We start from the raw sequence: 1071 nt of genomic DNA, 5'->3' as shown, positions 1-1071 counted from the left end.
GGTGGTGTCCCATCTACAACAATCGGTGTTTGCGCTCGTTATATCCACTCTCACCAAACCCTCTATGCAATGGATGACTTCCTAGAAGCTCAAGCTTTCTTGCAAGCCTTGGTGAAAAAATTGGATCGTTCAACAGTTGACTTGATTAAAAATTATTAAACTTAAGGAGGTGGTAGGGATGGTAGAACCAAACCTAGAAATCCTTGTAAAAGATCTTTACAATCATGCTCGACATGATTTGAGTGAAGATTTAGTTGCTGCTCTCCTAGAGACTGCTAAAAAACTGTCTACTACAAATGAGCAATTGCTGGCAGTTCGTCTCTCAGGCCTGGTCAATCGTGAATTGCTCCTAAATCCCAAACATCCGGCACCTGAGTTGCTCAACTTAGCTCGCTTTATTAAAAGAGAAGAAGCTAAGTACAGAGGAACCGCAGCTTCTGCGCTTATGTATGGGGAGCTCTTTAAAATGCTTTGATTCCATTGTGAATCAAAGCATTTTTCTATATGTTAGAAAAGCAATTCTAGATTAGGAAAAGAAAAAAGCCATCCTATTTAGGATAGCTTCTTGGTTCTTAGATTTGTTCAGCGATGACCTTTTCAGCTAGATTCATAGCGTGGTCAGATACACGAGTATAGTGGGAAATGATGTCGATAAAGTTGACCCCAGCTTGTGTTGAACACTCGCCCTTGTTGAGGCGTTTGATGTGGGTCTTTCTGAGAACACGTTCCATATTGTTGATTTCTTTATGGCGTTCAATCAGACTTTGAGCTTTTTCAATATCATTGTTTTCCACGCTGTCAAGGGCATCTTTGATAAAGCCAGTGGTCTTTTGATAGATATCAGCTAATTCCTGTAAAGCAGCTTCAGAGAACTCAACGTTTTTACGTTGAAGGTAGTCAGTCAGGTTGATTAGCGCTTCTGCGTGGTCCCCAATTCGTTCCAAATCGCGGGATGAATCAAGAATGTTGGTGAGCACTTCACTTTCTTTCTGGCTAAGAGCTTCACTTGAAAGAGTAATAAGGTAACGAGTCAATTTTTCATCAATGGTATTGATGGCTTCTTCTGTCTTG

General features: G+C 40.8%; 2 protein-coding genes and 1 pseudogene. 2 read left to right on the top strand and 1 reads right to left on the bottom strand.

Going from position 1 to position 1071, the window contains the following annotated elements; translation table 11 throughout:
- Nucleotides 1-159 (top strand): annotated as a pseudogene (locus ACLNCN_RS04915) (glutamyl aminopeptidase); the annotation flags it as partial.
- Nucleotides 160-178: 19 nt separating this feature from the next.
- Nucleotides 179-475 carry a hypothetical protein gene (locus tag ACLNCN_RS04910; RefSeq protein WP_004255931.1) on the top strand — a complete coding sequence of 99 codons (297 nt, stop codon included), beginning with the start codon at nucleotides 179-181 and terminating at the stop codon, nucleotides 473-475.
- 97 nt (nucleotides 476-572) lie between these two features.
- Here the strand turns inward: ACLNCN_RS04910 and ACLNCN_RS04905 are convergent.
- A partial coding sequence (locus ACLNCN_RS04905) for a PhoU domain-containing protein (protein WP_424844752.1) occupies nucleotides 573-1071 on the bottom strand: 499 nt, incomplete at its 5' end.

The organism is Streptococcus sp. CL8.13, from assembly GCF_049737895.1.
The sequence above is the reverse complement of the archived record's forward strand: the minus strand, read 5'-3'. Positions and strand labels throughout refer to the sequence as shown.

Coding starts and splice junctions, on each gene's coding strand:
- ACLNCN_RS04910 (WP_004255931.1), top strand. CDS start 179: ATGGTAGAACCAAACCTAGAAATCCTTGTAAAAGATCTTTACAATCAT.